This is a genomic window from Sphingobium sp. CECT 9361 (assembly GCF_918741285.1).
In the GTDB taxonomy this organism is placed as follows: domain Bacteria; phylum Pseudomonadota; class Alphaproteobacteria; order Sphingomonadales; family Sphingomonadaceae; genus Sphingobium.
Genome location: NZ_CAKKNC010000080.1, coordinates 1 through 571, shown reverse-complemented (window position 1 = coordinate 571; position 571 = coordinate 1). Strand labels below are relative to the sequence as shown.

The 571-nt window shown below is 62.5% G+C and carries 1 protein-coding gene; it reads left to right on the top strand.

The features are described from left to right. Nucleotides 1-571: UTP--glucose-1-phosphate uridylyltransferase (locus tag LQ220_RS24835; RefSeq protein WP_230190632.1), on the top strand; the 571-nt coding region annotated here is incomplete at both ends.

Here is a 571-nt window from a genome sequence, read left to right as displayed (position 1 = left end):
GTCTTCATCCGTCAGCAGGAGCCTTTGGGCCTTGGCCACGCGATCTGGTGCGCACGCGACATCGTGGGCGACGAACCTTTCGCTATCATCCTGCCCGACGAATTCATGCACGGCAAACCCGGCTGCCTCAAGCAGATGGTCGATGCTTATGAGCAAGTCGGCGGCAATCTCATCTGCGCGCTCGAAGTGCCGATGGAACAGACGCCCAGCTATGGCGTGCTCGACCCGTCCGGCACCAATGGCGACCTGACCGTGGTCAAGGGTCTGGTGGAAAAGCCCGCCGCCGGCACCGCGCCGTCCAACCTCATCATCGCGGGCCGCTACATATTGCAGCCTGAAGTCATGAAGCTGCTCGAAACGCAGGGCAAGGGCGCGGGCGGCGAAATCCAGCTCACCGATTCGATGGCAAGGCTGATCGACACGCAGCCTTTCCACGGCATGACGTTCAAGGGCGACCGCTACGATTGCGGGTCGAAGGCCGGTTTCATCGAAGCCAACTTCGCGCTCGCGCTGGAACGCGAAGACATCGGCGCGCATATCCGGGCCTTCGCCACGGAATTGCTGGCCCGCT